Origin of the sequence: Collinsella sp. HCP3S3_D1 (assembly GCF_052064015.1) — a bacterium.
In the GTDB taxonomy this organism is placed as follows: domain Bacteria; phylum Actinomycetota; class Coriobacteriia; order Coriobacteriales; family Coriobacteriaceae; genus Collinsella.
This window is the reverse complement of the sequence record NZ_JBQHWK010000004.1, coordinates 22,151-48,110: the sequence shown is the minus strand read 5'-3', so window position 1 is coordinate 48,110 and position 25,960 is coordinate 22,151. Positions and strand designations below refer to the sequence as shown.

General features: G+C 62.2%; 16 protein-coding genes. 6 read left to right on the top strand and 10 right to left on the bottom strand.

Annotated features, from left to right (window positions below; translation table 11 throughout):
* Positions 1-191: 191 nt before the first annotated feature.
* Together fucO and ACTNDJ_RS01980 are read right to left on the bottom strand one after the other, a co-directional pair.
* Positions 192-1,358 (bottom strand): lactaldehyde reductase, encoded by a 1,167-nt coding sequence (gene fucO, locus ACTNDJ_RS01985; protein WP_154515935.1) that lies wholly within the window; start codon positions 1,356-1,358, stop codon positions 192-194.
* Positions 1,359-1,587: 229 nt separating this feature from the next.
* Positions 1,588-2,304: a YoaK family protein gene (locus tag ACTNDJ_RS01980; RefSeq protein ID WP_154515938.1), complete on the bottom strand. Its 717-nt coding sequence runs from the start codon at positions 2,302-2,304 to the stop codon at positions 1,588-1,590.
* Positions 2,305-2,554: 250 nt separating this feature from the next.
* On the opposite strand from ACTNDJ_RS01980, the gene ACTNDJ_RS01975 reads away from it, so the two are divergent.
* The gene (locus ACTNDJ_RS01975) at positions 2,555-4,690 is read left to right on the top strand and encodes a YgiQ family radical SAM protein (protein WP_441083253.1); all 2,136 of its coding nucleotides are present in this window, start codon (positions 2,555-2,557) and stop codon (positions 4,688-4,690) included.
* Here ACTNDJ_RS01975 and ACTNDJ_RS01970 read toward each other — a convergent pair.
* From ACTNDJ_RS01970 to ACTNDJ_RS01960, 3 genes are all read right to left on the bottom strand, one after another.
* Positions 4,687-5,598: a CPBP family glutamic-type intramembrane protease gene (locus tag ACTNDJ_RS01970; RefSeq protein WP_441063519.1), complete on the bottom strand. Its 912-nt coding sequence runs from the start codon at positions 5,596-5,598 to the stop codon at positions 4,687-4,689. The two genes, ACTNDJ_RS01975 and ACTNDJ_RS01970, sit on opposite strands and share 4 nt — an antisense overlap.
* 88 nt (positions 5,599-5,686) lie before the next feature.
* On the bottom strand, positions 5,687-5,890 hold the full coding sequence (locus ACTNDJ_RS01965) for a type II toxin-antitoxin system RelB/DinJ family antitoxin (RefSeq protein WP_117647680.1): 204 nt from the start codon (positions 5,888-5,890) through the stop codon (positions 5,687-5,689).
* 972 nt (positions 5,891-6,862) lie between these two features.
* Positions 6,863-9,067, bottom strand: coding sequence for a DEAD/DEAH box helicase (locus ACTNDJ_RS01960; protein ID WP_441063522.1), 2,205 nt, complete (start codon positions 9,065-9,067; stop codon positions 6,863-6,865).
* Between the two features lie 638 nt (positions 9,068-9,705).
* On the opposite strand from ACTNDJ_RS01960, the gene ACTNDJ_RS01955 reads away from it, so the two are divergent.
* The 4 genes from ACTNDJ_RS01955 to ACTNDJ_RS01940 all read left to right on the top strand — a co-directional run bounded on the left by ACTNDJ_RS01955 (position 9,706) and on the right by ACTNDJ_RS01940 (position 13,358).
* Positions 9,706-12,048, top strand: coding sequence for a heavy metal translocating P-type ATPase (locus ACTNDJ_RS01955; RefSeq protein WP_441063525.1), 2,343 nt, complete (start codon positions 9,706-9,708; stop codon positions 12,046-12,048).
* 147 nt (positions 12,049-12,195) lie between these two features.
* A complete protein-coding gene (locus ACTNDJ_RS01950) occupies positions 12,196-12,417 on the top strand; it encodes a heavy-metal-associated domain-containing protein (RefSeq protein ID WP_154515953.1) in 222 nt (73 codons plus the stop codon).
* Positions 12,418-12,468: 51 nt separating this feature from the next.
* A complete protein-coding gene (locus tag ACTNDJ_RS01945) occupies positions 12,469-12,738 on the top strand; it encodes a metal-sensing transcriptional repressor (protein WP_441014970.1) in 270 nt (89 codons plus the stop codon).
* Positions 12,739-12,884: 146 nt separating this feature from the next.
* Positions 12,885-13,358 (top strand): hypothetical protein, encoded by a 474-nt coding sequence (locus ACTNDJ_RS01940; RefSeq protein ID WP_441063528.1) that lies wholly within the window; start codon positions 12,885-12,887, stop codon positions 13,356-13,358.
* A gap of 90 nt (positions 13,359-13,448) precedes the next feature.
* On the opposite strand, the gene ACTNDJ_RS01935 is transcribed toward ACTNDJ_RS01940, so the two are convergent.
* The 5 genes from ACTNDJ_RS01935 to gltB form a co-directional block, all read right to left on the bottom strand.
* The gene (locus ACTNDJ_RS01935; protein ID WP_441063529.1) at positions 13,449-14,819 is read right to left on the bottom strand and encodes an amidohydrolase family protein; all 1,371 of its coding nucleotides are present in this window, start codon (positions 14,817-14,819) and stop codon (positions 13,449-13,451) included.
* Positions 14,820-15,310: 491 nt separating this feature from the next.
* Entirely contained in the window at positions 15,311-16,387 is a 1,077-nt protein-coding gene (locus ACTNDJ_RS01930) for a hypothetical protein (RefSeq protein ID WP_441063530.1), read from the bottom strand.
* A 438-nt stretch (positions 16,388-16,825) separates the two neighbouring features.
* Positions 16,826-17,533, bottom strand: coding sequence for a hypothetical protein (locus ACTNDJ_RS01925; protein ID WP_441063531.1), 708 nt, complete (start codon positions 17,531-17,533; stop codon positions 16,826-16,828).
* Positions 17,534-17,957: 424 nt separating this feature from the next.
* Positions 17,958-19,439, bottom strand: coding sequence for a glutamate synthase subunit beta (locus ACTNDJ_RS01920; RefSeq protein WP_441063532.1), 1,482 nt, complete (start codon positions 19,437-19,439; stop codon positions 17,958-17,960).
* 5 nt (positions 19,440-19,444) lie between these two features.
* Positions 19,445-24,142 carry a glutamate synthase large subunit gene (gene gltB / locus ACTNDJ_RS01915; RefSeq protein ID WP_441063533.1) on the bottom strand — a complete coding sequence of 1,566 codons (4,698 nt, stop codon included), beginning with the start codon at positions 24,140-24,142 and terminating at the stop codon, positions 19,445-19,447.
* A gap of 523 nt (positions 24,143-24,665) precedes the next feature.
* On the opposite strand from gltB, the gene ACTNDJ_RS01910 reads away from it, so the two are divergent.
* Positions 24,666-25,922, top strand: coding sequence for an Nramp family divalent metal transporter (locus ACTNDJ_RS01910; protein WP_441063534.1), 1,257 nt, complete (start codon positions 24,666-24,668; stop codon positions 25,920-25,922).
* Positions 25,923-25,960: the final 38 nt, after the last annotated feature.

Genomic DNA, 25,960 nt, shown 5'->3' with positions numbered 1-25,960 from the left:
CTAGCGAGACAACCCATCGAGCTTCTCAGAGCGGCGCCCGCCACGATAACGAGCCGGCGGGCCCCCGCCCGTTGGCCCCAGAATCTTTCCGCAGGACAGAAGGAGGCCCCACCGCACGTAGTGCGCAGCGGGGCCTCCGACATGTCCGAGGACGATTGTGGGGGTAACGGGCAGGGGCCCGCCGAACCATGTTAGGCAGCCGGGCAGATCTTCTTGAAGAGCTCGATGACGTCGTCGAGCGTCGCCTCGCGCGGGTTGCCCGGGAAGCAAGCATCGGCCATGGCGTCCTTGGCCAGGACCTCGATCTCGTCAGCCTTCATGGCCTCGCAGACGTGCGGGATGTTCACGTCAGCGGAGAGCTGCTTAACGGCGGCGATAGCGGCGTCGGCAGCCTCATCGGTGCTCATGCCCGTGGTGTCAACGCCCATGGCGACGGCGACCTTGGCCAGGCGCTCGGCGCAAACCGGCTTGTTGAACTCCATGGCAATCGGCAGCAGCATGGCGCAAGCGACGCCGTGCGGGGTGTCGTAGTGAGCGGACAGGGTGTGAGCCATGGCATGGTCGATGCCCAAGCCAACGTTAGAGAAGCCCATGCCGGCGACATACTGACCAAGAGCCATGCCCTCGCGGCCGGAGCCGGGCTGGCCGGACTTGGCCTCGGCAACGGAGTCGCGCAGGTTCTCGCTGATCAGCTTGATGGCCTCAAAGTGGAACATGTCGGAGAGCTCCCAAGCGCCCTTGGTGGTGTAGCCCTCGATGGCGTGGGTCAGAGCGTCCATGCCGGTGGAAGCGGTCAGGCCGGCGGGCATGGAAGCCATCATGTCGGGGTCGACGACGGCGACCTCGGGGGCGTCGTTGGTGTCGACGCACACGAACTTGCGGACCTTCTCGGGGTCGGTGATGACGTAGTTGATGGTCACCTCAGCAGCGGTACCGGCGGTCGTCGGCACGGCGATGGTGAACACGGCGTGGTTCTTAGTGGGAGCAACGCCCTCGAGGCTGCGGACATCGGCGAACTCGGGGTTGTTGATGATGATGCCGATGGCCTTGGCAGTGTCCATAGAGGAGCCGCCACCGACGGTCACGATAGCATCAGCCTCGGCGGCCTTGAAGGCCTCGACGCCGTCCTTGACGTTCTGGATAGTGGGGTTGGGCTTGATCTCGGAGTAGAGGCTCCAAGCGATGCCGGCGGCATCGAGCTCGTCGGTCACCTTAGCGGTAACGCCAAACTTGACCAGATCGGGATCGGAGCAGACGAAAATCTTCTTGTAGCCGCGACGCTGGAGCTCGCCGGGGATCTCCTTGATGGCGCCGGAACCATGATAAGAAATGGTGTTGAGAACGAAACGATTAGCCATTGATAGCCTCCCATCGTGTGCGGGGCACCCATTACGCCCCACGCTATGGCTCCCATCCTAACGCTTTTGAAGCGAAAAACGCGTGAGAATGTCAGATTATTTAAAGCGTTTCAACAACTGGTATCGTCACCGCCTGACCACTAAACAAAGAAGGGGCAGCCGAGATGACCGTCCCCTCCCCATTATTGATCAGTGTGGCAAGGGGTCAGCCCCTTGCCACATCCTGCCGCTATTTTTGGCAGGCCTCTTTCCAATCTTCGCAGGCGCGCTTCCAGCGAAAACGCAGGTCGCGCTCGCGGTCGATAAACATGATGGCAAACGCCACGAACAGCAGCACGCTCGCCACCGCAATAGCGTGCAGCCCCATGCGCTCAATACACCAGTTTCCCAGCACAGCGCCAAACACAAAGGTAAAGATCACGCCAAAGTACAGCAGGCCGTTTTCCAAAAAGCCGCGCTTGTGGGTGATGATGTAGTCGTCCACGTTTTGCAGCGCATTGCGCAGGTTACCGATACACATGGTCGTGGCAATGCCGTGACCGTGGATCTTGCGGAAGCTCTCGACCTGCATACCGCAGGCAAACGAGATGAGGCAGTTGGCGAGCAAGTTGTAGCCGCCGCCGGGGATAAAGCTCACGCCCAGCAAGATGACGGCTTCAAAGAACACCGTCACCTGGCGCCAGTGAATCACGCTGCCAAACCGTTCGTGTACCAGGTCGGCAAGCATAATGCCCACGGCAAACGACACCACAGGGAAGAAATAGCGCCCCGCGAGCGCCCAATTGCCCTCCGAGATGCTCACGCCCACCAGCAAGATGTTGCCCGTCTGCGCGTTGGCGAAAACATGGTCGCGCCCAATGTACGAATAAACGTCCATAAAGCCACCGGCGAGCGCCAAGATGATGCCCAGCTCAATAGACTCCGATATCTGTTTGGCACGCTGCATCGTCGTGCGCCCTCCTTGTTGACGACCCTCTCGTGCGTTGGCGGAAACATAGCCGCCGTTCATACTGTAACCCATTGACAACATGGCGCGCCCGCGAGACGGACTCCCCAACGCGCAGATACACCGTCTGGAAACAAACGGCGGGCGCGGCATCGACACACGACACCTCGTGTACTCCACCAGTCTTTTTAGCCCCGTCCCAAAAAGACTGGTTACAATTACGTGCAGCATACAAACACCGGGAGGAATCGTGGCAAAAAAGCCCCAGGACGCTCAGCACAACCAGCACGGCAAGCATGCCCAACGCGGCCAGCAGCAAAAGCGTGGAAGCAAAACCCAGGGCTCGCGCCCCGCGCATGCCCCGGCAGCGCCTGTCCGCCCCTGGCGCCCGGGCCGCGATAAGTTCCTCCCCGTCAGCCGCGCCGACATGGATGCGCGCGGCTGGGACCAGTGCGACTTTGTCTACATCTGCGGCGACGCCTACGTGGACCATCCCAGCTTTGGCATGGCCATCATCAGCCGCGTCCTCGACGCGCACGGCTACAAGGTGGGCATCATCTGCCAACCCGACTGGACCGACCCCGCCAGCATCACCGTGCTCGGCGAGCCGCGCCTGGGCTTTCTCGTCAGCGCCGGCAACATGGACTCCATGGTCAACCACTATTCGGTGACCAAGCACCGCCGCCACACCGACGCCTATACCCCCGGTGGCGAGGAGGGACACCGCCCCAACCGTGCCGTCACGGTCTACGGCAACCTCATCCGCCAGACATTCAAGGACGCCCCCATCATCATCGGCGGCATCGAGGCAAGCCTGCGTCGCTTGGCCCACTACGACTACTGGCAGGACAAGCTCAAGCGCTCGGTACTGCTCGACTCGGGCGCCGACATCCTCATCTACGGCATGGGCGAGCACGCGATTGTCGAGATCGCCGACGCGCTCGACGCGGGACTGCCCGTCGATCAGATTACCTATATCAACGGCACCGTCTACCGCACGGGTTCGCTCGACGAGGTCTACGACTACGACCTGCTGCCCAGTTGGGACGACCTTACCGCCGACAAGCTCAACTACGCGCGCAGCTTTAACGTGCAGCAGCAGAATATGGACCCCATCACCGGACATCGCCTGGTAGAGCCCTACCCCAACAGCGTCTATGTGGTGCAGAACCCGCCGTCGGCGACGCTCACCACCGACGAGATGGACGAGGTGGCCGAGCTCCCCTACGCACGCGATTGGCATCCCGATTACGACGCGGCGGGCGGCGTGCCGGCCTTTGCCGAGATCAAGTTTTCGATCAGCTCCAACCGCGGCTGTTTTGGCGAGTGCTCGTTTTGCGCGCTCACCTTCCACCAGGGCCGCGTGCTGCAGATGCGCAGCCACGACTCGATCATGCGCGAGGCCGAGCTGCTCACGCGCGATCCCGAGTTTAAGGGCTATATCAACGACGTGGGCGGGCCGACGGCCAACTTTAGCCGTCCCGCCTGCGACAAGCAGCTCAAGCACGGCGTATGCAAGAACAAGCGCTGCCTGTGGCCGAGCGTGTGCAAGAACATGGTGGTCGACGAGAGCGGCTACACCCAGCTGCTGCGCGACCTGCGCCAGCTGCCGGGCGTCAAGAAGGTCTTTGTCCGCAGCGGCATCCGCTTCGACTACACCATGGCCGATGCCTCGGACGAGTTTTTGCGCGAGCTGCTGGAGCACCACGTCTCGGGCCAGCTACGCGTAGCACCCGAGCACGTGAGCGACGCGGTGCTTTCCGTGATGGGCAAACCGAGCCGAGCCGTCTACGACGCATTCTGCCGTAAATTTGAACGCTTGAACCGCGAGTACGGACTCAAGCAGTACGTGGTGCCGTATCTGATCTCGAGCCATCCCGGATCGACGATGAAGGAAGCCGTGGACCTTGCCGAAGCCGTGCGAGACATGGGCTACATGCCCGAGCAGGTGCAGGACTTCTACCCCACGCCGTCCACCATGTCGACGTGCATGTACTACACCGGCGTGGACCCGCGCACCATGGAGCCGATCTATGTGGCGCGCGACCCGCACGAAAAGGCCATGCAGCGCGCGCTCATCCAGTATCGCAAGCCCGAGAACTACAAGCTCGTGCGCGAGGCGCTAGAGAAAGCCGGCCGTCGCGACCTGATCGGCTACACCAAGCATTGCCTGATCCGTCCCGTGCCGCCACGCCCGGGCGAGACATCTGCCGGCGGCGGACATGGCACCGGCAAGAAGGGCGGCAAGGGCTACGGTGGCGCTGGAGCCAAGGGACCCAAGGGCAGCAAAGGGCACAGCGGCATGTCGCGCGCGCAGAACACCGCCGGGCGCAACCGTGCGGCTCAGGGGCGTCAGGGTGCCAACGGAGGCGGTCGCCGCAACTAAGGCAGCAGTGCGCTCGCTGCATCCATACCACACGCGTGGCGCAGCGAGCGCATTGCCTCAACGAGGATGACGCCGGCGATAGCGACCGTGACCACCACGTCGACCGGCGTGTTCACAAACCACAGCATGCCCATGAGATACGACCCGGCATTAAAGGCAAAGTGCAGCAGGATCGTGTAGCGGAGCTTTCCGGTCGTCACGAGCACCCAACCAAAGATGAGGCCGGCGGCACCCGCGTAGCAACCCTGCACCCAATTCATGTGCATAAAACCGAAGATTGCCGCCTGCAGCACAATCGCCGCGGCGACACCCCACGTGCTTGGGGCCGCCCAGGGCACTATGGCGCCGTCTTGCGCACTCGCACGACGCCGGCGCTTCCAGAGCGGACGGCACTGGGGATTAAACGCACGCAGCGAAAACTCAAAGATGACACCGCGCACCAGGAGCTCTTCGCAAAACGGCGCGCCGAGCACCGTGGTCAGGACGGCAAGAGGACTGGTATCGCCCATGCCCGTTTCCTCGACAAGCTCGCTGTAGTCGGCCGCGGCATCGGGCAACAGCGACAGTACGGCGTCGGTCACGTAGCTAACGACCACCTGCAGGGCAAGACCGATCACGATAACGCAGGCGATGCGTTTCCACGCCCCACGCGCTCCCCCGCCGAGCGGATACTCGCTTTGCGAACGCGTCATAAACGAGCGCGGCCACAGATAACGCCACCACAGCAGCGCCATCAAAAACGACGCCGTCTGAGCGGCGGCCTGAAGCAATTGAATGTCGAGGTCATCGATCGAAAAACCCATGAACACCGATGCGACGCCAAGGGCGGAGAACAAAACGACGCTCAGGGCAATATCGACAGCGACGACGCCAAAACAGGCGAGCGCCCACGCTATCGCATTGAGCATGCCAACCTCCTCAAAACCCGGCACTGAGGGACGTTCCTTAACTGCCGGCAGACAAGTAACGTCCCCAAGTACCGGCAGTTTGGGACAGTCATTGTTGATGAGAATCGGGTGCAGTGCCAAAGGCCCCGCTGGGCGAGATGTCGAACGGGAAGGTGCCGCAGCGATTGAACGCGGCGATAAACATGCGGATGGCGTTGGACGGCGTGGTGCCCACGAGCTGGGTTGCCGCCGCGAAGGCCGCCTTTTCCTCGGGCAAGACCTTCGCGACAACCGGGGTCATGTGTTCTGCCATGGCGCTTCCTTTTTGAAACAACGGTAGTGCGGATAGATGCGGGGCACGCGGCTTGGCGACGGGCTGTGAAGGCAACCCGATTGGCCCGCATCTGGAGTTTGTTTCTGCGGCGTTGGTATTATATGGTATTCCTAAGTTATACCCGGCAGATAGAATACCACACCCGGTCCCATGGGGACGGAGAAAAGACGGATGATTTTGTTGCTGGGTTAGTATTTAGAGCGTGATGATGTCCGAGATATCGAGGGCCTAAGCGTCGGCGTATGGCGCGCCCAGGCTGGGTATCCGGCGCATGGCGCCCTATTGTCTTGCATAATTTCGCTTATGCCATGCATAAAAAGACGGGGGCACCCCTTCTCGTCCCAACGTACCCCCGCTTGTACCGTGCAAAAACCGGAGTTTTCAGCATCGCGGCCCCCGCAGGCGGTGCCGCGAATCGTGGACGCCGCGCGATTGGCGTCGTTTTGGGGCACGGCGCGACGCGAAACGCGCGTTATCGCCGCGCCGGACGCCGTCAGCCAACCCAAATCGCCTGCCGAAGGATCCCGCTAGCTCAAAAAGACGATTCCGGCGCGTATGCAGTCACCCCGGCTTGCTGAAAACTCCCGAAAATGCACGGCGCGCCCCGGGGGACCCGTGCGCGCCACGAAAAACACGCCCGCATCCAAAAGAATGCGAGCGCGAAAGCCGGATGTCGGCAAGGGCGCCAGGCAGCGGGCGAAATCCCCGGCGTGTCCGCCCGGGCACCGCAGCCGCCGCGCGTCAGCAGAAAACCTCATGCCCTGCGTCGATGTCGGCCCCCGCATACGCGAATCTCCAACTAGGTCGATAGTCCGTATCTCTTGCCACGACCGTCTCCGCGCGTTTCCACGAAGAAGACTCGCCCCACCTAATACTGAGCCCACTAAAAGGGCCCCGAGCATAGTCTGCTCGAGGCCCAAACTCGTGTCGCCTTACCGCGCGACGCGTATGTTACTTGCGCTTGCCGCCGCCGTCACCGGGGCGACGGGAGCTGCCGCCGCGCTTGCCGCCACGGCTGTTACCATAGCTGCCACGGTTATCGCGACCGCCGGCACGGCCGCCACGGGAGCCGACCTGGTTGCTGCCACGTCCGCCGCGATAGCCGCCGCGGCGCTCTTCGCGGGTATCGTCGTAGTTGCGCCAGTCATCGCGACGATCTCGACTGGCACGCGGGTCGCGACGATCGCGCGACTCGCCAGAACGGCCGGCGCCACTGCGGCCGCCATTGCCGCGAGCATCCTTGCGACGCTCACCGCCGCGGCCGCCGCGCTCTTCAAAGCGCTTGCCGCCACGGGACTCGCCGCCGCGGCCGCCGCGCTCGTCATCGCGACCGGAACGACGACGGTCGCCCGCGCCGCGCTTGCCGCCGCGCGAGCCACGGCCCTCGTCCTCGCGCTCAACACGGCGACGACCGCCGCGGTCCTCGTCCTCGCGGCGACGGCGATGTGCCTCGCCCTGGAACTGCTTGGCACGGCGCTCGGCACGGTTGCCGCGCGGGGCCGGCTCGACGGCACCAGCACCGGCACGCTCCTCGGCAGCCACCTCGCGGGCCACGCTCTCCACGGCCTCGTCCACGCGAGCCTGAACGCCCTCGCGCACGCGGGTCTTGCCGCCGCGCTTGGGACGGCTCGGGCGCTCGCTGTCGCCGCGACGCTCATCGCGACCACGGTTGGAACGACCGGCCACATCGCCGTAATCGTCGCCGTTGCGCTTGCCGTCGCGACGCGCCTGCTCAAGCTTCTTCTTGCTCTTGGACTTACCGCGCTTGGTCTTCTTCTTCACCTTAAAGGCCGCAGGGTCGCGCTCGGGATCAACCGCGGGCGGATTGGGGCCCACGTGCAGGTCGCCGGCCTCGTAGATGTCGGCAGTCTTGTCCATGAGCTTCTCGATCTCGTAGAACTCATCCACGTCCTGCTCGGTCACAAACGTGATGGCCCAGCCCAGCTCGCCGGCGCGGCCCGTACGGCCAATACGGTGGATGTAGTCGGTCGGCTCGGCCGGCACGTCAAAGTTCACGACGTAGCGCACGTCGCTGATGTCGATGCCGCGGGCGAGCACGTCGGTTGCCACCAGCACGTCGACGGTACCGTCGCGGAAGGCCGAAAGCGCGCGCTCGCGCTGGGCCTGGCTGCGGTTGCCATGAATCGCGGCGGCCTTGATGCCCTTGCGCTCCAGACGACGGCAGCAGCTGTCGGCACGGTGCTTGGTGCGCATAAAGACGATGGTGCGCTCCGGGCCTTCCTTTTTGAGGAACTCGGGCAGCAGGTTGTTCTTGGCCTCGATGGACACCGGGAACACAAACTGGTCGACGGTGTCGGCGGTCGACGTGGCGGGCGCGATCTCCACGCGGGCCGGGTCGCTCACTAGGTCGGTAATCTCGCCCACGGCCTCCTCGTCGAGGGTCGCCGAGAACAGCAGCGTCTGGCGCTCGGCCGGCGTCTCGCGCACAATACGGCGAACGGCGGGCAAAAAGCCCATGTCAAGCATGCGGTCGGCTTCGTCGAGCACCAGCACCTTGACCTCGTCCAGGTGGCAAGCGCCCTGCTCGATCAGATCGACCAGACGGCCCGGCGTTGCGACCAGGATGTCGCAGCCGTACTTGAGGGCAGCGGTCTGCGGCTTGTAGCTCACGCCGCCCACAACGGTCACGGCAACATGGCCGGTGACGTCGGCGATCTTGCTCGCGACCTCGTCGATTTGCTGGGCGAGCTCGCGCGTAGGGGTGATGACGAGCATCACGGGGCCGCGGCCGTTGCCCTCGGGCTTTTTAGCACCGCGACGACGGTTACGGCCGCCGCGCTCGCGCACAGGTTTGGGAGGAGCGATGTGCTCCAGATTGTTCATGGTCGGCAGCAAAAAGGCGGCCGTCTTGCCGGTGCCGGTCTGAGCGGCGGCAAGCAGGTCGCGGCCCTCGAGCACCACGGGGATCGAACCGGCCTGCACGGGCGTCGGCGCCGTGTAACCCAGGTTCTCGATGGCACGAAGTATCTCGTCCGAAAGACCCAGCTCGTCAAAGGCGGGCAGGTTCTCGGTAGCGGACTCGACGGTCTCGGCGGCGCTGGCCTCGTCGGCCGCATCGAAGGCAGCCTGGGCCATGGCCTCGCGGGTCTCGTCCAGGATCTCGGCGTCGGTGACGTCGGATACAGAATTACGCATATGTTGTTGTTCCTTATCTGCACGCGCAAGGGGCACGGCATGCGGCCGCGCGGGCGTGCTTGGTAGTGCGCTAGTACATACAAAAACGGGTGCGCACAGAGAGGACGTTGCTCAGCACGCTGGCGATCGCTTTGGCAGCCATATCACGCGCCGTCCAGACGCAGCAGCTCTAAGCGATGGAGCAGATTCGCCGCCGGTTAGTATACCCGTACTCCGTATGCCCCCACGTAAACCACAGATGACGAGGCGGACGGGGTGGGTCTGGGCCAATTGTCTCAATCTGTAACAGTTACGAGGCAAAACCAGGTCTACACGTTACGAATCGAGACAAACCAAAACCTCGCAAAACAACATCTCGATTTGTAACAGATAGAGGTCATTTTCCCTGCCAGATGTTACAGATCGAGATGTTAAGCAACCGCCGAATTGTTTGTCTCAATCTGTAACAGTAACTCGGCAAAAACGGAACTAGATGTTACAGATTGAGACGAAGGGCGAGGATGGTGCGCTAACTTAGCAGTCGACCCCCGTATCGGAATGTCATACATTTCAACTTTTGCCATACACCCCCAGGGGGTATGGGTGTATAGTATCGAGAGGTTAACAATTCCAACACCGAACCACAGAAAGGAGAAGCCATGGCTCAAGATAAGTTTGACGTAGGCGGCATGACATGCGCCGCCTGCCAGGCGCACGTGGACCGCGCCGTGAGCAAGCTCGACGGCGTCCAAAGCGTCGCGGTCAACCTACTCGCCGGTTCCATGATGGTCGACTACGACCCCGCGCAGGTCTCCCCCGACGATATCTGCACCGCCGTCGACCGCGCGGGCTACTCGGCCTCACCCGTCAGCACGGGCACCGGTGCCGCCGGCTCAAACGGCAGCGCGCAAGCCAGGTCCGGCGCCGCTCATATGGAGTCACCTACCAAAAAGCTGGAGGCCACCGCCTCCGCCATGCGCACCCGCCTCATCGTCTCGATCGTCTTCCTCATCCCACTGTTCTACGTAGGCATGGGACACATGCTCGGCTGGCCGCTGCCCAGCGTCTTCACCGACCACACCCACAGCATGACGCTGGCGCTCACCGAGCTCGTCCTGCTCATCCCCATCGTCTACGTCAACGACGCGTACTTTATCAACGGCTTCAAATCACTCGTGCACGGCGCGCCCACCATGGACGCCCTCATCGCCGTCGGTGCCACCGCGTCGATCGCCTGGTCGCTCTACGCTATGTTCATCATGGCCGACCAGCTGGCCACAGCTCAGGTGCACGAGGCCATGATGACAGGCATGGACAATCTGTATTTTGAGAGCGCGGGCACGATCCTGTCGCTCGTCACCGTGGGCAAATACCTCGAGACGCGCAGTAAGTCCAAAACCGGCGGCGCCATCGAGGCGCTCATCGATCTGGCGCCTAAAACCGCGACCGTCGTTGCCGACGACGGCAGCGAAACCACCGTCGACGTCGATAGCATCCTTCCCGGCCAGGTCCTGCGCGTGCGCCCCGGCGAGTCAATCCCCGTCGACGGCGTGGTGCTCGAGGGTAGCTCGGCCGTGGACGAGAGTGCGCTCACCGGCGAGTCAATCCCCGTGGAAAAGACCGCCGGCGACACCGTCAACGCCGCCACCGTCAACCGCACCGGCTCGTTTACCTTCCGCGCCACGCGGGTTGGTGCCGAGACATCACTCGCCAAGATCATCCAGCTCGTCGAGGACGCCAACGCCACCAAGGCGCCCATCGCCCGCATGGCCGACAAGGTCGCCGGCGTGTTCGTGCCCGTGGTGTTCGTGATCTCGGCCGTAACCTTTGCGGTGTGGATGGCACTGACCGGCAGCATGAACGAGGCACTCACCTCCGCCGTGGCCGTGCTGGTGATCAGTTGTCCCTGCGCGCTCGGCCTAGCCACGCCCGTCGCTATTATGGTAGGCACCGGCAAGGGCGCCGAGATGGGCATTCTGTTTAAGAGCGCCGAGGCGCTGGAGAGCCTGCGCAGCGTGGGTACCGTGGTGCTCGATAAGACGGGTACGGTCACCCGCGGCAAACCTGCCGTGACCGATATCGTGGTAGCCACGCGCGCCGACGGCTCGCCCGCCATGAGTGAAAAGGCGTTACTGAAGCTCGCTGCCGCGCTGGAGCGCTCGAGCGAGCATCCGCTGGCCGAGGCGATTATGACCGAGTGCGAGGTGCGCGGAATCGTGGCGCGCATGGTCGAGGACTTTGCCGCCGTGCCTGGACGAGGCGTTACGGCGCGCGAGGGACAAAACGCCATCGCTGCCGGTAACGTTCGCCTGATGAGCGAGCTGGGCGCGGAGGTGCCCGCCGGTCTTGCCGAGCGATTCGCCGTCGAGGGCAAGACACCGTTGTTCTTTGCCAAGAACGGCGAGCTTGTCGGCACCATTGCCGTAGCTGACGAGGTCAAGGAGACGAGCGCTGAGGCCATCGCTGTAATGCGTTCGCTCGGCGTCGACGTGCACATGCTCACCGGCGACAACCGCGTCACGGCCGAAGCAATCGCCCGCTGCGTAGGACTGAGCAGCAAGCAGGTCATTGCCGACGTGCTTCCCGCCGACAAGGAACGCCACGTGCGCGAACTGCAGGATGCGGGCGGCAAGGTCGCCATGGTGGGCGACGGCATCAACGACTCCCCTGCCCTGGCGCGCGCCGACGTGGGCCTTGCTATCGGCACCGGCGCCGACATCGCCAAGGAAGGGGCAGATGTGGTACTCATGCGCAGCGACCTCATGGACGTCGCCCGCGCTATCGAGCTTTCGCGCGCCACGATTCGCAACATCAAGCAAGACCTGTTCTGGGCGCTGTTCTACAACGGCATCGGCATTCCGCTCGCTGCGGGAGTGTTCTTCCCCCTCACCGGCTGGCAGCTCTCGCCGATGTTTGGCGCCGCAGCCATGAGCCTGTCGAGCGTGTGCGTCGTGTCCAATGCTCTGCGCCTGAAATCCTTTAAGCCTAAAGTGGCAAAATAGGCTCACCATTACGTCCATTTAGAACGGGCTTTCCAGGTGCCCGAGATTGACCTGAAAGAGGAGCGACGCGTACTTTGGTACGCGAGCGACGGCTTGAAGGTCAAGGTCGGGTGCCTGGGAAAGCCGACATAACAGAGAGGAATACCCATGCGTTACACAATTAAGACTTCCGGCCTTATGTGTGGCCACTGCGACGCTACTGTCGAGACGGCACTGCTCAACGTTGCCGGCGTGACCGACGCCGATGCCGATCACGAGACTCAGACGGTACAGGTGGAGTGCGCCGACACCGTGGCCGCTGAGCAGCTCGCTGCCGCCGTCGAGAGCGCCGGCGAGAAGTTCCACGCCCTGTCCGTGACCGCAGCCTAGCTGCTACCAGAAGCATTCGACCCCATCGACCAGAAACGAGGACCCGCCATGATGGCAGACCGCAAATCGGTGAACCGTATGCTCAAGACGGCGCGCGGCCAGATCGACGGCATCCTGCGGATGGTCGAGGAGGACCGCTACTGCGTCGATATTTCCACGCAGCTCATGGCCACACAGGCACTCCTCGCGCGCATTAACGCCGACGTGCTCAAGGCGCATATCGAGGGCTGCGTGACTTCGGCAATCGAATCGGGCGACGAAGACCTCAAAGCCGCGAAGCTCGCCGAGATCGAACGCGTCGTCGACAAGCTCTCTAAGTAATCGGCGCATTGAGGACAAACCACTTTGCACCGTCTTGATGTTCCGAGGACAGGTATGTTTGCACCACATTGGTGCAGATTAACCTGTCCCCCCTGCTCTAAATCGGGTATAAAGGCGTGCGGCATATCGAATGAAAGGCAATTTGCATGAATGACTTTATGAAGGGCCGCAATGGCGCCGACGAGCTCACCATCGTGATGGGTTTTGCGGGCATCGTCATCGCGATGATCGGATCGATGGCCCGCATCCAGTGGCTCAGTTGGATCGCCATCGCCGTCATCGTGATCGGCGTGCTGCGCGGCCTGTCCAAAAACATCGACGCACGTCGCAAGGAGAACGACGCCTTCGTCGCCGGCTCGGCTAAGGTCCCCGGCTTGGGCAAGTTTGTCGCCAGCTTGGGTGGCGGCGCTGCAGCGGCCAGCACCTCACGCGCGGCCGGCACCAGTAAGGAAGACTTTGAGCGTGCCAAGCGCACGGCCAAGAAGATGTGGAAAGGTCGCAAGACCACGGCATACCTCAAGTGCCCCAACTGCGGCCAGATGCTCTCCGTTCCCAAGGGCAAAGGCAAAATCCGCGTCACCTGCCCCAAGTGCCACGCCAAGATGGAGACGCGCTCGTAGCCGCTATACCGCAGGACAAAATAAAAGCCGAGGCCTCGCACTGGGACCTCGGCTTTTTTGAATGCGACAAAGGGCCCGCCCCCGTCACACCTACGCCACGCCGTCGCGGGCAAGCTCCTCGGCAAGCGCCTCGGCTGGCATGGCCATAATCGTGTCGAGCTCGGCGTCCACCTCGGGAATACGCCTCACCTTGAGTTTGCGCACCAGATCGCCACGACACATCACGTGCATCGGCTCGCGCAGAGCGCACAGGTCATCGAGCGGGTTCTCGCGCGTCACCAGGATATCGGCAGCCTTGCCGCACTCGATCGCACCGGTCTCGCCGCCCAGCCCCAGCAGCTCAGCATTGACCTGCGTAGCCGTATGCAGCGCAAACGCATTGCTCACGCCCACGTACTTGGCAAAATAGGCCACCTCGCGCCACATGTCGTACTGGGTCACGAACGGGCAGCTCGAATCCGTACCCAAACCTACCTTGATACCGGCTTCCAGCGCCGCACGAGCGCTCTCGATAATGCCCGAGCACACGATATCGCCGTTCTTCTTTTGCGTGTCAGTCGAATGAGTCTTCTCCGGATCGAGCAGCACAAACGGCAGTGCGGGGCTGATCGTGCAGGTCACACTCGGCGCACGCCCCTCGAGCTGAGTTCCCGCGGCGCCGCGGTACAGCTCCAGGATCTCGGGCGTCAACGGAGCGCCGTGCTCGATCGTATCGACGCCGGCCTCGAGCGCGGCCTTCACGCCCTCGATGCTCTCGACATGAGCCATAACCGGAAGGCCCATATCGTGCGCTGCCTTGCACGCCGCCGCGGCAACCTCCACCGGCATACGCAGCACGCCCGGCTCGCCCACCTCGGTCGCATCGAACACACCGCCCGTTACGAACAGTTTAATGACGTCGGCACCGCGCGCATACAGGTCGCGCACCTGTTCGGCCGCCTCGGAGGGACTGTTGGCCACCTGGGCGAACAAGCCCGCGCCGTGGCCACCCGGCACCGTGACGCCCGTTCCCGGCGCCACCAAACGCGGACCCTGATACTTGCCGGCGTCGATAGCATCGCGCACAGCCAGATCGGCAAACAGCGGGTCGCCCGCGCCGCGCACCGTGGTCACGCCGCTTGCCAGTTGTTGTTGGGCGCTGCCCTTAAGAATATGGCGCACGATAGCGCGCCCCACGGGATTATCGAGCTTCTTCATCAGCGTGCCCGCATCGCCCGCCGAAACCGGCTTGCCCGAGCCGCACAGATGCACATGCATATTGATGAGGCCCGGCATGAGATACGCCCCGGCCAGGTCGAGGACCTCGGCACCTGCAGGCGCCTGCGCCACAGCACTCGGCCCCATCCACGTGATGACACCGCGCTCAACGGCCACGGCCATGTCGGGCTGCGGCTCCATATGCTCCGAACCATCCAGGACGGTCGCATTGATAAACAACGTGGAACGATCGGCAGACGCCATATCGAGCTCCTCCCTCACGATTAACTTGAACATTTGTCCATTATCACCTAATGCAGCAAACTAAAGTCGAACATATCGGTTAGCGGAGGGACGAGAGAGCTGTGAGGGCAAACGGAGACAGCACGGCAATGCTCCGGCCGTTCCAGCAAAACGTCTTGATTTGTAACAGGTAGACCAGGTTTTAGCAGCCAGATGTTACAGATCGAGATCTTTCGGCACCGCGTCCAGCCTTTGTCTCAATCTGTAACAGTTGGGTCGAATTTTGGCCGTTAGATGTTACAGATCGAGATATTCTCCAGCCCTGTCGTCAAACATCTAAATCTGTAACAGGTAGACAGGTTTTCGGCCTATAGATGTTACAGATTTAGATCTTTTAGCGGCAGCCAACCTTCTGTCTCGATCTGTAACAGTTACGAGGCCAAACGGCCTCTTGTTGTTACAGATCGAGACAAACTCGACAGGAACAACCACATCCGCGTTAGTCGTATCCCTCAGCGCCCATACCACTGACGCTTCCATCCCTCAGCCAAATCGGCCCGCTGCGAAATACCCGCCAGCCTCATCTTTTCAGCCAGCTTCCCCGGGTTCTTGAGTTCATCAAACGTGAACCTCAGCACCTTGTGCCCGAGCATTGTCAGATGAGACTCCCGCTGACGCTCTGCTACGAACGGGTCGACTGACTCCCGATCCCCACCATCCTGCAGGGTATACTTTCCTTTTCCGTCGAGCTCGCCAATCACGCACGTCCCGTCCTCGAGCCTCCAGAAATAATCGACCCGAAACACCTGGCTCGAATCGAGCGGATCGCGAAACTCCACCTGCAACTCTGGCACCGGAAAACCGTATGCAATAAAGAACGCTCGGAACCGAGACTCGCCACCATTTTCGGACAGCCCGTCCGCATGCGACGCAATCACCTGAGCTCTGCGATACCCGTGTCTGCCCTCGCAATCGGCCTGGAGCCGTTCGCAGAGGTCGTCGCGCGATATGCCCTTCGCCCGCAGCGCAGAATCGGCAATCGCCAGACCATATGAAAACGGCGCACGCAGCAGACAATCCTCCACCGTGCGCCAAAACGGCGTCACTCGCACGCCGTCGACGCACTCAAGCGCACCCGACGCCTGCGGACGCAGCAGCCTATATCCCGTACTCAACGCCACCGAACAACCCGTCTTGACCAAGTAACGCGGCCCGAGCAGATCATTCGGCACCTCCAGACCCCATATCAGCGCGGCGTCATACCCCCAAAACGCCCAATCGGGATGAAACTCCGCAAGCCCCTTGATGGTCCGCCGAGCCCGCTCCGGCGGCGTCAACGCATCCCATTCATGCTGAAAACAGAATAGGTGCGATTCGGGCTCCGCAATATCGTCTGTGCCCACATGGCGCCGCAGCCACATGAGCTCGGCATTATCGTGCGTCGCAAGCAGCACGCCTTGTTCAGCCGCCTCCGTGAGCCTGGCAAGCATCCTATTCCGCGCCAAAGTGCTACGTGTTGCATGTTTGTGTTTGAAAACGGTATTAGACACTTCCATCACCACCACGTCAGACAAATGGACCATCGTCACCGTTGCCTCCGCTGACAAATGTCTTGATCTGTAACAGGAAGACAGTCTTTGAGCCTCTAGTTGTTACAGATTTAGATTGTTCGGCACCGCGCCCAACCTTTGTCTCGATCTGTAACAGTTAGGTCGATTTTTGGCCTGTAGATGTTACAGGTTGAGACATTTCCCCAGCTAGGTGCCAAACATCTCGATCTGTAACAGTTGGATCGAGTTTTGGCCTGCAGATGTTACAGATCGAGACATCCCCCCTGCCGGGTTCCAAACATCTCGATCTGTAACAGTTAGGCGTTCTCCAGACCCCTAAACGTTACAGATTTAGACAAACCAGCAACGCCCAAGCATTCGTCTCGATCTGTAACGGGTAGACCGGTTTTTTGTCCCTAAACGTTACAGATCGAGATATAAAGGCAGAAGGCAAGGCAGGCGGCAGATGCCCATCCCCTACTCCCATTCCTGTTTGTAGATGTTGAGTGACTTTACGTAGCGCCCCTGGGCGCCCATGATGTCGCGAACCAGCCGTAAGAAGAAGCTGATACACGAGGTATCGAAGCCATCTTCTAGGTCCTCAGGATGCACGGCGCCAGGCCCGTCGACCGCCGTATCGCTCAGGCGCGCAATGTCGTAGAGGTAAAGCTGCCCCGCCGTCAGCCAGACATCGTCGACGCACGCGAGGCGCACCGCAATCGCGCCATCGCGCCAGTGCTCCTTTTGCACGATATGCGGATCGTAGACGTCAAAGCGACGGTCGGTACGCGTGTCACGCAGCGCGACCATACCGGTCGCGGGATCCTTATCCAAAATGCCAAAGCGCGAAAAATAGTGCGTGTCGCGCACCTGCTCGAGCCGTCTGAGCGAGACGGGCGAAAGCGACGCCGGCGGCTCGTCAACATACAGCTCAAGCAGCGTCTTGCCATGGTAATAGGGACGCTCGAACAGCAGCCAATCGGTAAATGCCATGTTATAGGCCATGATTTCATTTTGCGAGGGCTCCTCGCAATAGCTGAGCCATGGATCGACTATCACTTCGAACTGTGTACGCGCCGACTCCAAAAACTGAAACTTGCGCAGCATCCAAAACTGGGCCATGCCGGCAATATCGTCACCGACGGCCTCGGCCAGACGTCCCCGGTCCAAAACATGATCAGCCATGGCATCCTCCTCAAACTGATAAACCTCAATTTGAGCTTACGAGGAGGGCGGGTGGTCGCCGCCATCACGGGCGAAATGGGCATCGGGCTGCAAACCAGATGCTGACCAAGCACTTGACGGGATACTTGCAGATTATACAAATTGCCACAAAATCGCGGGTAGAACTAGACGAATCACCCGCGCCGCTGTCCGCAAACAACTAAAGCCGCCACATAAACAGCAGAGCGCAACGGGCGCAAACGCCAACGGGTAGGCAGCCAAACGTCGGCAAACGAGCAAAACGCTCGCAAACCCGCAAGGAGTGTCCCCGGATGCCGGCATATAAGGAACGTCCCCAGCTGCCGGCACTTGGGGACGTTCCTTATATGCCGGCCGTTGGGGACAGCCCTTGCCGATTCGATTGTTGAGTAACTCCGTGATTGTCTTACAGCCCCAGCGCCTCGGCGACCTCGGCTGCGCAGGCGAGGGCATCGGCCATGGCACTCACCACGAGCGAGCTGCCGTTGCGGGCATCGCCGGCCACATACACCGGCGCGGCATCCGCGGCAACGCCATCCACGCGAGCCGCAAGATGCGAGTCCTCGGAGGCCATCACGGGCAACGGACGGCCCGCCGTGGCAATAGGCACGTCAACAGCGTCGAACACGCCGTGCTCCGGACCCGTAAAGCCACAGGCGATCAGCACCAGCTGGGCCGGCACCTCGTGCTCGGAGCCCGCAATGCGCTCGGGCTTGCCGGCCGACCAGTCCAGATCGACCACGCGCAGGCCCGCGGCAGCGCCCTTCTTGTCCAGCAATACCTCGAGCGTATCCACGCCCCAAGCACGCATCTCGCCGCCCATGGCAGCGATAGCCTCCTGCTGACCGTAGTCGGTCTTCTTCACATTGGGCCACTGCGGCCAAGGGTTGCTCGCCGCACGCTTATCCGGCGCGGCCGGCAAGAACTCAAACTGACGCACACTGCGTGCACCCTGGCGCACCGCGGTACCCACGCAGTCGTTGCCGGTATCGCCGCCGCCAATGACCACAACGTCCAGGCCGCGCGCGTTCACCGCGGGCTCACCTCCATCGAGCACCGAGACGGTCGAAGCCGTCAGGTAGTCCACGGCATACACCACGCCCGGGGCATCCACATTCGTAGCCAAAAGACCGCGGGGCGTACGAGCACCGGCAGCCACCACAACGGCGTCAAAACCATTGAGCTTGGCCGCCACCTCAGGGTTCGTAACGTCAGTACCCAGCTCAAAGACAATGCCCAGCTCGCGCATGAGCGCCACGCGGCGCTCGACCACGGACTTCTCGAGCTTCATGTTGGGAATGCCGTACATGAGCAGACCGCCTGGGCGGTCGTCGCGCTCAAACACCGTCACGCGGGCACCGCGACGCGCAAGTTCCCATGCAGCCACCAGGCCAGCCGGGCCGGAGCCCACCACGGCGACCGAGGGCGCGTCCTCCCCGGCCGGCTCAAAGCGACGCGGGCCGCCGTTTGCCCATTCGTGGTCGCTGATCGCGCGCTCGTTATCGTGAATCGTTGTGGGCTGGCCGTCGACCGAACCCAGGTTGCACGCAGCCTCGCACAGTGCCGGGCACACGCGGCTCGTAAACTCGGGCATGGGCGAGGTGAGCGACAGGCGCTCGGCCGCCTCGTCCCAGCGACCGCGATACACCAGCTCGTTCCACTCGGGAATCAGGTTGTGCAGCGGACAGCCACTCGGACGCGCCTTGCCAAAGCTCGCACCCATCTGGCAAAACGCCACGCCGCACATCATGCAGCGGCTCGCCTGGGCGCGGCGCGCATCGTCGTCGAGCTCCACGTACAGCGGATCGAAATCGCGGCTGCGCTCCTCCACGGGGCGCAGCTCGTGGGTCACGCGATCGATATCAAGAAAAGCACCGGGCTTACCCATGGCACTTACGCCTCCTTCTTGGTCGAAGCAGCAGGGCTGACAGCCACGGGCGCAGTGCCCGCTGCACCGCCCGCGACATCAAAGCGAGCGACATCCGCGGCGCTCGCGCGGCCGGTCACGATGTCAAACGCCAACTCCTCGGCCTGCGCGTGCGTCTTGCCCACGGCCTCGGCCGCAGCGACAATCGCCAGCACGCGCTCGTACTCGGTCGGAATGACCTTCACAAAGTGCTTGCTCATCGAGTCGAAGCTGTAGAGCAGCTTAATGCCGCGCGGACTCTGCGTCGCGTCCACGTGCTCCTGGATGAGCGCGCGAATCTGCGCCAGCTCGCCAACCGTCGGGGCCTTGAGTTCCACGCTCTCGTGGTTCACACGGGCTTCGAGCGTGCCGTACTGGTCAAAGACATAGGCCACGCCACCCGTCATACCGGCGGCGAAGTTCTGCCCGACCTCGCCCAAGATGAGCGCCAGGCCGCCCGTCATGTACTCGCAACCATGGTTGCCGCAGCCCTCGACCACCACAGTGGCACCGGAGTTACGCACGGCAAAACGCTGGCCTGCCAGGCCGTTAATAAAGCCGCGGCCGCTCGTGGCGCCAAAGAACGCCACGTTGCCCACGATGATGTTCTCGTCGAACTTGTAGGTCGCATGCGGGTTGGGGCGCACCGACACCTCGCCGCCCGAAAGGCCCTTGCCAAAGTAGTCGTTGGCGTCGCCGCACACGTTAAGCGTAATGCCGCGCGGCAGAAAGGCGCCAAAGCTCTGACCGGCCGAACCATCGCAATCGATGGTGATGGAGCCGGCGGGCAGGCCCTCGGGATGTGCCTTGGTCACCGCATTGCCCAGGATGGTGCCCACGCAACGGTTGACGTTGGCGATATCGGCGCGGAACCGAATCGGGCGCAGGTGCGCACGGGCATCGGCCGTATAGGGCACAAACAACGTGGAGTCGAGCGTCTTGTCGAGCTCGCTGTCCGCAGCCATCTGCGGCAGGAAGTGGCGACCGTCGGCGCCCGGGATATGGGCACCGAACTCGCAGGTCGCGCTCGTCAGCACGGGCGACAGATCAAGCAGGTTGGCCTTGCGGTTGCCCGGTACCTCGATCTGGCGCAGGCACTCGGGATGGCCGACCATCTCGTCGACGGTGCGGAAGCCCAGGCTCGCCATGACCTCACGCAGCTGCTCGGCAACAAAGAGCATAAAGTGCTCAACGTGCTCGGGCTTGCCGCGGAAGCCGCGACGCAGGCGACAGTTTTGCGTGGCGATGCCGGCCGGGCAGGTATCCTGCTGGCAGTCGCGCTGCATGAGGCAGCCCATGGAGATGAGCGGCATGGTCGCAAAGCCAAACTCCTCGGCGCCCAGCAGGCAGGCGACGGCAACATCGGTGCCGTCCATGAGCTTGCCGTCGGCCTCAAGCACCACGCGGGAGCGCAGTCCGTTTTGCAGCAATGTCTGCTGAGCCTCGGCAAGGCCGAGCTCCAGCGGCAGGCCGGCGTGCCAAATGGAATCGCGCGCCGCGGCACCCGAGCCGCCATTGTGGCCGCTGATCAAGATCTTGTCGGCGGCACCCTTGGCCACACCGGTGGCGATGGTGCCGACGCCGGCCTCGCTGACCAGCTTGACCGACACGCGCGCGCCGGGGTTGGCGTTCTTAAGATCAAAGATCAGCTCTGCCAGGTCCTCGATGGAGTAGATGTCGTGGTGCGGCGGAGGCGAGATCAGGCCGATGCCGGGCGTGGACTGACGGACCTCGGCGATCCAGGGGTAGACCTTCTTGCCGGGCAGGTGGCCACCCTCGCCGGGCTTGGCGCCCTGGGCCATCTTGATCTGAATCTCGAAGGCACTGCACAGGTAGCGGCTCGTTACGCCAAAGCGCGCACTTGCCACCTGCTTGATAGCGGAGTTCTTGGAGTCACCGTTAGCCAGCGGGGTCTCGCGACGCGGATCCTCGCCGCCCTCGCCCGAGTTAGAGCGTCCATGCAGGCGGTTCATGGCGATGGCCATGCACTCGTGCGCCTCTTTGCTGATAGAACCGTACGACATGGCACCGGTGTTAAAGCGGCGGACGATGTTGCGCGCGGGCTCCACCTCGTCGAGCGAAACCGGCGTGCGGCCGTTGGCATTAAAGTCGAGCAAGTCACGCAGGCGCACGGCACGGCCGGTGCGGTGCAGGCGGGCGCTGTACTCCTTAAAGGTGTCGTAGCTGTCCTCACGACAGGCGGTCTGCAGTAAGTAGACAGTCTGCGGATCAATGAGGTGATCCTCGCCGCCGAGCGGGCGCCACTTGGTCAGACCCAGCGTGGGCAGCTGATCGGGAGCCGGGCTCTTAAGGATAGCGAGCGCGGCGTCGTAGCGCTCGTTTTGCTCGCGCTCAACGTCCTCGACACCCATACCGCCCACACGGCTCACCGTGCCGGCAAAGTACGCGTTGACGAACTCCGGCGTAAAGCCCACGGCCTCGAAGATCTGCGCCGAATGGTAGCTCTGCACCGTGGAGATGCCCATCTTGGACATGATGGAAACGATGCCGGCGGTCGCAGCCTTATTGTAGTTGGCGATGCCCTGCTCGGCTGTCACGTCCAGATCGCCGTGCGCCGCCAGGTCGCGAATGCACGCATGCGCGCTGTACGGATAGATGCCGCTCGCGGAGTAGCCCACCAGCGCCGCAAAGTCGTGCGGAGACACGGCGTCGCCACACTCCACCACAATGTCGGCAAAGGTACGCACGCCGGCGCGGATCAGGTGGTTGTGCACGCAGCCCACGGCGAGCAGTGACGGCACGGGTACCTCGTCCGCTCCGGCGCGATCGCTCAACACCACGATGTTCACGCCGTCGCGGACCGCAGCCTCAACGTCCTCTGCAAGCTGCTTGAGCGCAGCCTGCAGCGCGCCCTCGTCGGCATCGCGGCGGTAAACGGCACGGAAACGGCGGGTCTTAAAGCCAACACGGTCAATCGCGCAAATGCGGTCGAACTCCTCCTCGCTCAGCAGCGGGCGCTCCAGACGCACCAGTTGGCAGGCCGTACGAGAGTCCTCGAGCAGGTTGCCGTGGTTGCCCAGGTAGAGCGTGGTCGAGGTGACCATATGCTCGCGCAGGGCGTCGATCGGCGGGTTCGTGACCTGGGCGAACAGTTGATAGAAATAGTCAAAGAACGAGCGCGTCTTCTTGGACAGGCAGGCCAGCGGCGCATCGATACCCATCGAGGCGAGCGGGGCCTTGCCCTGCTGGGCCATGGGGCGCACGACCTCGTCAACATCATCCCAGTGGTAGCCGAGCTTGGCCATACGCACGGCGGCAGGCACCTCGGCATCCTCGGCAGGCGTTGCCGCGGCGGGCTTGTCGAGCGCGTCAACGGTCAGCGTCTCCTCGGCAATCCAATCGCGGTAGGGCTTTTCCTTGGCATAGCGGGCGCGCAGCTCGTCATTGTAGATCACACGGCCGCGGGCAAAATCGACCTCGAGCATCTGGCCCGGTCCCAAACAACCGCTTGTCAGGATATTCTCGGGGCGCACCTCGATGGTGCCCACCTCGCTTGCCAGCATAAAGCGGCCGTCGCGCGTCACGTAGTAGCGAGCCGGGCGCAGGCCGTTGCGGTCAAGGGCGGCACCCAGCGTACGGCCGTCGGTAAAGGCGATGGCCGCCGGGCCGTCCCAGGGCTCCATGAGCATGGACTGGTAGGCATCGTAGGCGCGACGCTCCTCGCTCAGGTTGTCGTTGTGGTCCCACGGCTCGGGCAGCAACATGGACGCGGCACGCGTGAGCGGACGGCCGTTCATGACCAAAAACTCGAGCACATTATCCAGAATCGCGGAGTCGGAACCCTCACGGTTGATGATGGGCATCACACGCTCAAGATCATGCTGCAGCACGGGGCTGTACAGGTTAGGTTCGCGGGCGCGAATCCAGTTGACGTTGCCCTTGAGGGTGTTGATCTCGCCGTTGTGGATAATAAAGCGGTTGGGATGTGCGCGCTCCCAGCTAGGCGTGGTGTTGGTGGAGTAGCGCGAGTGGACGAGCGCCACGGCCGTCTTAACGGCGGCGTCGTTGAGATCGATAAAGAAGCGGCGCATCTGCGTGGCGACCAGCATGCCCTTGTACACGATGGTGCGCGAGCTCATAGAGCACACATAGAAGATCTTGTCGCGCAGGGCAAACTCGGCGTCGGCCTTCTTTTCGATGGTACGGCGGCACACGTACAGGCGACGCTCAAAGGCATCGCCGGCGGGCGTGTCGTCCGGACGGCCCAGGAAGGCCTGCAGGATGGTGGGCATGCAGGCGCGGGCCGTCTCGCCCAGATCGTGAGGGTCGACCGGCACCTCGCGCCAAAAGAGCAGCGGCACGCCGGCCTCGGCACAGCCTTCCTCAAACACGCGGCGGGCATCCTCTACGCCCTTGTCGTCCTGCGGGAAGAACAGCATGGCCACGCCATAGTCGCCCTCTGCCGGCAGAATCTGGCCGCACTTTTGAGCCTCTTTGCGGAAAAAGTGATGCGGAACCTGGAACAGGATGCCGGCGCCGTCGCCGGTATTCTTCTCGAGTCCCGTGCCACCGCGGTGCTCCAGGTTGACCAGAATGGACAGCGCATCGTCCAGAATCTGGTGGTGGCGCTCACCGTTGATATCGGCAAGCGCGCCGATGCCACATGCATCGTGGTCGAATTCGGGGCGATAAAGGCCCTGCTGCTGAGCGGAATCTGCCTGCATCGCGATCCTCCCCTAGATATTTAGACAGTCAGTTGAATAGGCATACTAGAAGCATCGCCGGCCCATTGTGTTTCCCGCCCGTTTCGAAACAATTGCGTAACGCACGCCCTGCGAGTGGACACCGCCGACCTCAAGGGCAACAACAAGGGCCCCAGGTTCGGCCTGTAAACTCACCGCTTCAAACATCTCAATCTGTAACAGGAAGACCCAATTTCGACGACTAACGGTTACAGATTGAGATGTTCTCGAGAGACGGTTACGAATGTCTCAATCTGTAACATGAAGGGCCGGTTTTGGCGGTCAGCTGTTACGGATCGAGATTTTCCATAGGACCATTTCTTCCTGTCTCGATCTGTAACACCTAGGCCCAATTTCCATCCCTAGTTGTTACAGATCAAGACATTTCGGCAACCCCCCTTTACCATCCTATTCAAATACAACAATTTTGTTAGTCATGGTCAAATTTCGAGCCTAAAACGGGTATCCTTTGCGGCGTCAAACAAACGGCACGCAGGAGTGCACCATGATCGACCATCTCAAATATCACTTTGGCTCCCCGCGCACCGGCGGCCACGGCGGACTCGACATCGCACGGCATATCGGCCCCGGGCTGCTCGTGACCGTCGGCTTTATCGACCCGGGCAATTGGGCCTCCAATATGGCCGCCGGCTCGCAGTTTGGCTACGCGCTGCTGTGGATCGTCACGCTGTCCACGATCATGCTCATCGTGCTGCAACACAACGCGGCTCACTTGGGCATCGCCACGGGCATGTGTCTTGCCGAGGCCACGACGCGCCACCTGCCCCGCCTCGTCGGGCGTGCGATACTCGGCAGCGCGTATCTAGCCACGGTCGCCACCGCCATGGCCGAAGTCCTGGGCGGTGCGATCGCACTTCAAATGCTCTTTGGCCTGCCCGTACGTGCCGGCTGCATCATCGTGGCGGCGGCATCGATTGCCATGCTCATGACAAGCTCCTACAAACGCGCCGAACGCTGGATCATCGCCTTCGTGGGCGTGGTGGGACTTTCGTTTTTAGCCGAGCTTCTGCTGGTCAAGGTCGACTGGCCGCAAGCCGCCACAAGCTGGATTACACCCAGTATGCCCACCGGCTCAGTCGCGATTATCGTAAGTGTCCTAGGCGCGGTCGTTATGCCCCACAACCTCTTCCTGCACTCCGAGGTCATCCAATCCATGCACTTTGAAGGCCAAGGCGAGCAGGTTATCGAAGAACGCCTGCACTACGAGCTCTTCGACACGCTATTTTCGATGGGTGTGGGCTGGGCAATCAACTCGGCCATGGTCATCCTGGCCGCAACGACCTTCTTTGCGCACGGCATTGTCGTAGACGACCTCGCCGTCGCAGCGGCCACGCTCTCCCCCATTCTGGGCCCGGCAAGCTCGACCATCTTTGCGGTGGCACTGCTGTTTGCGGGCATATCGAGTAGCGTGACGGCGGGCATGGCGGCGGGCACCATCACCGCGGGCATATTCGACGAGGAATACGACATCCACGACCGACATTCCTCGATCGGAGTGGCGGCCTGTTTCGTCGGCGCAGTGGCGGCGTGCCTGATCGTCCCGAATCCTTTTGAGGGTCTCATTTGGAGTCAGGCACTGTTGTCGCTTCAGCTGCCGATTACGGTCTTTGTGCTCATACGACTCACCAGCTCGCCCCGCGTCATGGGCAAATACGCCAACTCGCGCCCGCTCAACGCGTTGCTCGTAGGGATCGGCGTCATCGTGACGATTCTCGACATCGTGCTGCTAACGGGGATGTAATGGGATGGCGTGACTGTCCAGATATAACGTCTCAATCT